We start from the raw sequence: 7,872 nt of genomic DNA, 5'->3' as shown, positions 1-7,872 counted from the left end.
GATCAGGTAGCTGGTCAGGTTTTCGACTGGATCGCGCATGGAAGTCCCTAAAGCGTTATGGGTTATGAGACCGCATCTAAGGCTGATTTGATTAACCGAAGGTGTGCGCAGTCCCCGTCCCGTTTAAATTGGCAATTCAGGCGGGGCTTTTCAAGTGACTTTGTGGCGCGCGCCCGTCTTTAGAAGCAACCACGCCACAGGTGGCGCAATCAGAATACCAGCTGTAAACGGCCAGACCACCCACCATAGCAACAGAGCAATGATCCCCGACAACTCCAAGGGGGCCTGAAAGACGCGCGGGACGAATGTCGGCAAGGCGTCGTTCAAGGCCAGATGCCCCACCCAGACAATGACAAGATGCAGCACACACAAAACAACCGTTATTATAAGACCGATAACGGAATAACTACCGTCGCTTATACGTGTATAGGCCATTGAACAGGCCAGCGCCCAAGCCCCCAAGAACACGACCAGAGCCAGAAAAACCATTGCTGTCAACATTGCTACCTCCCTCAAATCCTCTGTGAGGGTGAAGACGCAATCAGGCGTTTTTCAGGCCCGCTGTAAAGCAAAAAAATGCAGGGAACGCGGTTCCCTGCATCCTGATTTTAGAATCTACACCGGCCCAACCACCTGCTCCAAGGAACGGGTGCAGGGGCCGTGCCCCTGCTTAGTCCTCTTCGTCGGCCAGCAGGTCTTCCTTGCTGATCGGCTCTTCGCTCACCTTGGCGATGGCGAAGATGTGATCGACGACCTTTTCTTCATAGATCGGGGCGCGGATCTGAGCGGCGGCGGCGGGGTTCTGACGGTAGAACTCGAACACCTGACGCTCCTGACCGGGGAAGTTGCGGGCTTCGCGGGCGATGGCCTGCGCCACTTCCTGCTCAGAGACCTGCACATTGTTCTTCGTGCCGATTTCGGCGAGGACCAGACCGAGGCGCACGCGGCGCTCAGCGATCTTCATATATTCGCCCTTCAGTTCGTCTTCCGACTTGGCGGCGTCTTCTTCGGACAGTTGGCCAGCGGCCTTGTCCTGCTCGACCTGCTGCCAGATGCCGGCAAATTCGGCGTCCAGCATCTTCTTCGGCAGCTCGAACGAGTGCTTTTCGTCGAGGATGTCCAGCAGGGCGCGCTTCATCTTGAAGCGGGCGGCCTGAGCGTATTGCTGTTGCAGTTGCCCCTTGAGCAGGTCCTTCAGCGCGTCGAGACCTTCGAGGCCCAGGCCCTTAGCCCACTCATCGTCGGCCACGGCGTCCTTGGGGGCCGAGATTTCGTGCACGGTGGTTTCAAAGGTCGCCGCCTTGCCGGCCAGATTGGCCGCACCGTAATCGGCCGGGAAGGTCACGTTCAGCACGCGCTCCTCGCCCTTCTTGGCGCCGATCAGTTGCTCTTCGAAGCCCGGAATGAACTGGCCCGAACCGATGACCAGCTCAGCGCCTTCCATCGAGCCGCCTTCGAAGACTTCGCCGTCAATCTTGCCCACGAAGTCGATCTTCAGCTTGTCGCCGTCCGCCGCCTTGGGGGCCTTGCCGCCCTTGGGCTCATACGACTTGGTTTGCTTGAGGATGTTTTCGAGTTGCTCGTTCACTTCCTCTTCGGTCGGCTCATAGACCGGACGCTTCAGTTCGAGGGTCGAAGGATCGACCGGCTCGAATTCCGGCATCTGCTCGACCGAGATTTCATAGGCCAGATCGGCCTCGCCCTTGATCACGGCGTCGATGTCGCCGATGGGGTTCAGTTCCGGCTGGCTGGCCGGGCGCACCTTGTGCTGCTCCAGCGTGGCCTGCGAGGTTTCGTTGAGCTGCTCCTGAAGGACTTCGCTCATCAGTTCCTTGCCGTACAGCTTGCGAACGTGCGCCGCGGGCACCTTGCCCGGACGGAAGCCCTTGATTTGCATCTTGGGCGCGATGTCCTTGATCTTGGCGTCCAGCTTGGCGGCCAGGATGTCCTTGGCCACGGTCACTTCGTAGACGCGCGACAGACCTTCATTCAGTTTTTCAACGACTTGCATCGATCTATTTTACCTGTTGCGAAGGGCAGCTACCGAACATCGCGTTCGTTCCGCGGTTCGCCGTTAGAGACAAACAACCGCCCGCGCAGACCGCGGGCGGCAAATTTAAAGATGCGCTCTTATGGCATGAGCGGGGATAAGGTCAACGATAAAAGCATTAGAAAGGCGGTCTTTCCCGGCAATCAGACCCGTCAGGCAAAAAGAGCCACCGCGGACGTCAGGAACTTTAGAAGATACGGAGACAGCACGAACAGCAAACCTACCGTCGTAATTTGTGCAAGCGCGCACACCGATGCAAATTTCCACGATACGGAAAATACATTCACCGCCAACACGATGATCATGACCACCGAGGTGAAAAGGAAATGTCTCCAGATCGTCTCAATATCCGCCGACCTGTCAAACAGCCACCAGACAAACGTTATTAGCAATGCAACGAGGAACGGGGACATCAAGACTAATGTCCACGTTCCTGCACTCTGCCACCCGTATTCCCTATCCAGAACTGATTGGGAAATAATCCGCCGCATAGCTTATGCCCTGAGCTTAGGTTTTGGGGGTCTCAGGCTCCGGGTCGCCCAGTTGCCCTTCCCACTTGGCCACCACCGCCGAGGCGACGGTATTGCCCACCACATTGGTCGCCGAACGGCCCATATCAAGCAGGTGATCGACCCCCAGCACGATGGCGATCCACGCATCGGGCAACCCGAAATAGCTGAGCGTCGCCATGATGACGACCAGCGAGGCGCGCGGCACCCCGGCAATGCCCTTTGACGTGACCAGCAGAAGGAACAGCATCATGATCAGGTCGCTGGTGGAGAACTGCACCCCATGTGCCTGCGCGATAAACAGGGTGGCGAAGGTGCAGTAGATCATTGAGCCGTCAAGGTTGAACGAATAGCCCAGCGGCAGGACGAAGGAGACGATCTTGCGCGACACGCCGACCTTGGGCAGACCATCAAGCAGCTTGGGATAGGCGGCTTCGGACGAGGCGGTCGAAAAGGCCAGAAGCGCCGGCTCACGCGCCGCCCCCAGAATTTTGAAGATGCGGCCGCCGACAAAGACCAGCCCGGCCAGAATCAGCACGATCCACAAAACGCCCAGCGCCGAATAGAAACCGCCGATAAACTTGGCATAGGTGACAAGGATGGGCAGGCCTTGCTTGGCCACCGTCGCCGCCAGCGAACCGAAGATGGCGAACGGAGCGAACTTCATCACCAGCTCGGTCACCTTGAGCATGATCGACGCGCCCTGTTCGGCCAGACGCATGATGTCGGGCGACTTGTCGTCCAGCATGGCGATGGCGGTGCCGACAAACACCGAGAAGACGACAATCTGAAGGATCTCGTTCTTGGCCATGGCGTCGATGATCGACGACGGAATCATGTGGGTGATGAAGGATTCCAGCGTGAAGTTCGAGGTGTTGGGGGCGTTGATGGCATCCGCTGCGGTTTGCAGGTTCATGCCCGCGCCCGGCTGCAACCATTCGACCATCACAATGCCCAGCAGCAGCGACACAATGGAGGCGGCGATAAACCAGCCCAGCGCCTTACCGCCGATGCGGCCGACGGCGGCCGCGTCTTCCATATGGCCGATCCCCGCCACCAGGGTGAACAGCACCAAAGGCGCAATGATCATCTTGATCAGCAGCAGAAAGACCTTGGTCAGCAGACCATAGATCGAAATAGCCTGTTCGAGTTGCGCCGCATCCAGATACTGGTTGCTGGCCCATCCGGTGGCCACGCCTAGCACCATGGCCGCGATAATAAAGAGAGCAAACTTGTTTTTCACGGAGGGCTCCGGGTTAAATTAGAACATGGTTTCGTTCAGAGTGAAGCGAAACCACGCTCTCAATTTTTTGGTTTAACGCGCTTTTTTATCCGAAAAGTGCGTCACACGTTTCGGAAAGCGCTTAATTGCACCTGACACTACCCATGTGCAGCGTATTAGCAAGGGGTTCGCCCCACGAATCCGTTAACCGCACAAGAACCTGCTCCTGAATTCCCGCACGTGGGAACGGCAACCGGATGGCCTCAGGCTTGCTCTACGGTCAGAATCGGCGGCGGATTCGGCTCATGTCAGATGCCGCCCACGCCCTGAAAAGCCGCTATTTCGACCGGCGCAACGCCCTGCTGCGTCAGGCGGCTGGGCCTGACCGCGCCGCGCAGGGCGAACGGGAATGGCGCACGCTGGAAACCCTCACCCGCCTGAGCGGCTATGCTGAGGTGATGCAGCCTTCCACCGGGCATGTCGTCGATGCCGGATGCGGCGACCGCTATCTGGAAAGCGGTGCCCTCTCGCGCGGCTTCGCCTATCAGGGTTACGATATAGACACGCTGAATTTCGAAAGTGACGCGTTTCCGCTGGAGGCGCAAAGCCTTGACCTGTTTTTGTCTCTGGCGGTGATCGAACATCTGCGCGATCCCGGCCTGTTCCTCTCGGAGGCCTTGCGCCTTCTGCGCCCCGGTGGCGCGGTGGTCATCTCCACCCCCAATTTCCAGCAGGATTTTCGGAATTTCTATAACGACCCGACCCACGTCAAACCCTACACCCCGCTCAGTCTGGCCTCTGTTCTGAAGCTGGCCGGTTTTGAAGGTGTGCAGGTCTATCCAGGCTTAAGGTGCAAGCCGGACTGGTACTACCGGGGGAACAGCCGCTTCTGGAAGGCGCGTTATCTGCTGCCGTTTCGCGGCGATAATCGTCTGGTGCCAGACTGGCTCAAAGGCCGCGCGACCTCCATGTTCGCCACAGGACGAAAGCCGCTGTGAAGATCACCCACCTGAACAATTCGTTCCTGATGATCGAGGCGGGCGGCACGCGCCTGCTGTGCGACCCGTGGGCGGGCGTCGCCAATGAAGGCGGCTGGCACAGCTTTCCGGAATATGACCCCGATGCGCTCCACGCGTTTATGTGCTCAGCGGACGCCGTCTACATTTCGCACATCCACGCCGATCACTTCGACCCGGCCCTGCTCAGGGCCTCAGGTGTTCTCGATAAGCCTTTTATTATAAAAGATTTTACCAGCAAGACGCTAAAAAATCGCCTCCTCAGGCTGGGGGCCGCGCGGGTGATCGAAGTGACCGGCCTGACGCGGTTTGACTTCGGCGGGCTGTCGCTGAGCATCGTGCCTCAGATGACCAGCAATAGCGGGGGCCTTGAGGATCAGATTGACTACGATCTCGATACGTCGATTATCGTGCACGGTGACGGCCTGACCCTGTTCAATCAGGTCGATAACCCGCTCTCGCTCGACAACTACCGGACGGTGCGCGACTACATAGAGCACACCTATGGCGCGCTGGACGCCGCGTGCCTGATGACCGGGGCCGCCAGCGGCTATCCGCAGCATTTTGTCAATATTGATCGTCCCGCCGAACAGGCCGCCGTTATCGCGCGCTCCCTCGACAAATTTTCAGCCATTATCGACGTGCTGAAACCGCGCGTCTATATACCGGCGGGCGGCACCTATATCCTACCGGGACGCTTTGCGCCCCTCAACCGCTGGGTGGCTCAGCCGGATTTTCAGGCCCTGCGCCAGCGGCTTAACGAGCGCGCACAAGCCTTTGACATCGAAGGCGGTCTTTGTCTGAACCTCAGCGATCTGACGCTCAGTCAGCCCCTCAGCCCCCTGCCCCGCAGCAAGGCCGAAGCCGTTACAGCTCATGCCTCCGATACCTATCCGCACGACGATTTCGACGACAGTGATGTGGATGCGGCCACGCTCGACGCCCTGTTTGCAGAAGCCTATGCCCGCTACAGCGCCCGCATGTCGCAAGGCGGTGTGGTAATCGGTCAAACCGTCACCTTCATCCTGCACGAACGCCTGAGCGTGGATGCCGACGGGTTGCCATCGGATGACATTATCGGGCGTTTCACCCTCAGCGACCACCGGGCCGAAGGCCACGCCCTGAACATTCACCTGGATCGCAAGCTGTTTATCAAGGGCCTGTCGGGGCGGTCAAACTGGAACCAGCTTCTCAGTCTGGCCCTGTTTGAACGCACACCCAACCTCCACATGCCGACGGTGGATTTCAGCCTGAACTATCTGGTCTGCGCCCCGCCGCCTGCCGGATAATCAGTCGTGCGCCAGTTCGATCAGCGTATCGACGGTCCTGAGATTGCGTGCCGTCAGTTCTGCCTTGAGGAAACGCGGCAGCTTTTCGGCCACCACCGACTTGCCAAAGCCTTGCGGCGTGTAGAGATAGAAAACACCTTCACCCATGTGGAACTGCTCGCCCTGCGTGGCCAGCGCCGCGAGCCCATCGGGGTCATAGGTCTTTATTTCGCCCTTGATAAACATCAGATGCACCTGTTTGTGGGCATCCTCTCCATCTGGTACGTAAGGACAGGCCTGACGCGCGGCGCGGACCTGATCCAGGCTCAGCACGTGGCAGACGGGCGTAAACCCAAAGCGCGCCCCTATATCAGCGGTGATAAGGTCGGGCAGACTTTCCGCCGCTCTGTCACTTTCAAACACGGCATTGCCGCTCTGGATATAGGTGCGGGCATTATCGAGCCCCAGCGCCGCAAGGCCTTCGCGCCAGTCCTTCATCGGCAGCTTGTTATTGCCCCCGACATTCACGCCGCGCAGCAGCGCTATATAGACCGTCATACCCGCCTCCTTTTGCCTTAAGCCGTGATAAGGTGCGGATGGGCGATTAGCCACAGGTTTTTCCGCACACAGATAGCAATTGCATCGCGCCCCCTAGCCAAAGCGAGCCGATATGTCTAAAGGAGACCCAGCGCGGCTATGGCGGAATTGGTAGACGCACCAGGTTTAGGTTCTGGCGCCAAAAGCGTGGGGGTTCGAGTCCCTCTAGCCGCACCACCCTCTCTTTGACACAGTGTCGGACATTTCTACGCGTACCCATGGTGCGCGTCAGGCCTCAGCGGCGTCGCATATTTACCACTATATTCCTACTTATTTTATTTTAAATTTGAACGCAAACCCTCACTCCGTTTATTAATTTTCACACAAATTCAAATTAAACTACTGATTTATATAATTTTATTTAAAACCGTAACCGGCATTAATTAGGAAAACTAATCGTCGCCCTTAGAACATATGCCGCTGTTGATCCCTTTAAACGGGTCTATGCCGCACCAAGATATGGCCCAGTTCAAGCCATGATCTGTTCAGGAGCATTCCCCATGTCCATCCGTGCCTCCCATCGCACACTGGCCGCCGCACTGACGGCGACGACGGCCCTTACCTTCGTCTCTCTGCCCGCCTTCGCTCAGGAGGCCTCGGCTGACGGCGACGTCACCGAAGTGGTCGTCACCGGCAGCCGCACCCAGCCCCGTTCGCGCCTAGATACCCTCGCCCCCGTCGATGTGATCCGTAAGGATGCCTTGGATGCGCAAGGCTCGACCGAACTGGCGCAGGCCCTGTCGCGCGTCGCCCCCTCCCTCACCTTCCCGCGCCCGGCGGCCGTGGATGGCACCGACAGCGTGCGCCCGGCCTCTCTGCGTGGCCTCAGCCCGGACCAGACTCTGGTGCTGCTGAACGGCAAGCGCCGCCACACCTCGGCACAGGTCAACACCAATGGCTCCGCCGGTCGCGGCTCGGCCCCGGCAGACCTTAACGCTATCCCGACCTCGGCACTCAGCACGGTCGAAATTCTGCGCGACGGCGCCTCGGCGCAATACGGCTCGGACGCCATTGCCGGCGTCGTCAACCTGCGTCTGCGCGAAGCTCGTTCGGGCGGCAGCGTGTCGGCCAGCTATGGCCAATACAATACTGAGGTCGAAGCTGACCGCTCCTCGCGTAAGGAAAACGACGGGCGCACCTATAATGTCGCCGGCTGGGTCGGCCTGCCGCTCGGCGAAGACGGCTTCCTGACCGTTTCGGGTGAATACCG

The 7,872-nt window shown here is 58.8% G+C and carries 8 protein-coding genes and 1 tRNA gene; 4 read left to right on the top strand and 5 right to left on the bottom strand.

Features of this window, described 5'->3' with window-relative positions:
- Positions 1-150: 150 nt before the first annotated feature.
- The 4 genes from Q0072_RS04430 to Q0072_RS04415 form a co-directional block, all read right to left on the bottom strand.
- Positions 151-501: a hypothetical protein gene (locus Q0072_RS04430; protein ID WP_298326298.1), complete on the bottom strand. Its 351-nt coding sequence runs from the start codon at positions 499-501 to the stop codon at positions 151-153.
- 169 nt (positions 502-670) lie between these two features.
- A complete protein-coding gene (gene tig / locus Q0072_RS04425; RefSeq protein WP_298326296.1) occupies positions 671-2,011 on the bottom strand; it encodes a trigger factor in 1,341 nt (446 codons plus the stop codon).
- A gap of 191 nt (positions 2,012-2,202) precedes the next feature.
- Complete coding sequence (locus tag Q0072_RS04420; protein WP_298326294.1) at positions 2,203-2,541, bottom strand: hypothetical protein; 339 nt, start codon at positions 2,539-2,541, stop codon at positions 2,203-2,205.
- 16 nt (positions 2,542-2,557) lie between these two features.
- A complete protein-coding gene (locus tag Q0072_RS04415; RefSeq protein ID WP_298326292.1) occupies positions 2,558-3,802 on the bottom strand; it encodes a dicarboxylate/amino acid:cation symporter in 1,245 nt (414 codons plus the stop codon).
- A gap of 284 nt (positions 3,803-4,086) precedes the next feature.
- Here Q0072_RS04415 and Q0072_RS04410 point away from each other — a divergent pair, with 284 nt between their 5' ends.
- Both Q0072_RS04410 and Q0072_RS04405 read left to right on the top strand, forming a co-directional pair.
- Positions 4,087-4,779, top strand: coding sequence for a class I SAM-dependent methyltransferase (locus Q0072_RS04410; RefSeq protein WP_298326290.1), 693 nt, complete (start codon positions 4,087-4,089; stop codon positions 4,777-4,779).
- Positions 4,776-6,086: an MBL fold metallo-hydrolase gene (locus Q0072_RS04405; RefSeq protein ID WP_298326287.1), complete on the top strand. Its 1,311-nt coding sequence runs from the start codon at positions 4,776-4,778 to the stop codon at positions 6,084-6,086. The genes Q0072_RS04410 and Q0072_RS04405 overlap by 4 nt, the downstream gene beginning before the upstream one ends.
- On the opposite strand, the gene Q0072_RS04400 is transcribed toward Q0072_RS04405, so the two are convergent.
- Positions 6,087-6,623: a DUF1697 domain-containing protein gene (locus Q0072_RS04400; protein WP_298326284.1), complete on the bottom strand. Its 537-nt coding sequence runs from the start codon at positions 6,621-6,623 to the stop codon at positions 6,087-6,089.
- A 132-nt stretch (positions 6,624-6,755) separates the two neighbouring features.
- Between Q0072_RS04400 and Q0072_RS04395 the strand changes: the two genes are divergently transcribed.
- Both Q0072_RS04395 and Q0072_RS04390 read left to right on the top strand, forming a co-directional pair.
- Positions 6,756-6,839, top strand: a tRNA-Leu gene (locus Q0072_RS04395).
- Between the two features lie 323 nt (positions 6,840-7,162).
- A partial coding sequence (locus tag Q0072_RS04390; protein WP_298326281.1) for a TonB-dependent receptor plug domain-containing protein occupies positions 7,163-7,872 on the top strand: 710 nt, incomplete at its 3' end.

This window comes from Asticcacaulis sp. (assembly GCF_027484505.1).
In the GTDB taxonomy this organism is placed as follows: Bacteria; Pseudomonadota; Alphaproteobacteria; order Caulobacterales; family Caulobacteraceae; genus Asticcacaulis.
The sequence above is the reverse complement of the archived record's forward strand: the minus strand, read 5'-3'. Positions and strand labels throughout refer to the sequence as shown.

Coding starts and splice junctions, on each gene's coding strand:
- Q0072_RS04430 (WP_298326298.1), bottom strand. CDS start 501: ATGTTGACAGCAATGGTTTTTCTGGCTCTGGTCGTGTTCTTGGGGGCT.
- Q0072_RS04400 (WP_298326284.1), bottom strand. CDS start 6,623: ATGACGGTCTATATAGCGCTGCTGCGCGGCGTGAATGTCGGGGGCAAT.
- Q0072_RS04410 (WP_298326290.1), top strand. CDS start 4,087: ATGTCAGATGCCGCCCACGCCCTGAAAAGCCGCTATTTCGACCGGCGC.
- Q0072_RS04420 (WP_298326294.1), bottom strand. CDS start 2,541: ATGCGGCGGATTATTTCCCAATCAGTTCTGGATAGGGAATACGGGTGG.
- tig (WP_298326296.1), bottom strand. CDS start 2,011: ATGCAAGTCGTTGAAAAACTGAATGAAGGTCTGTCGCGCGTCTACGAA.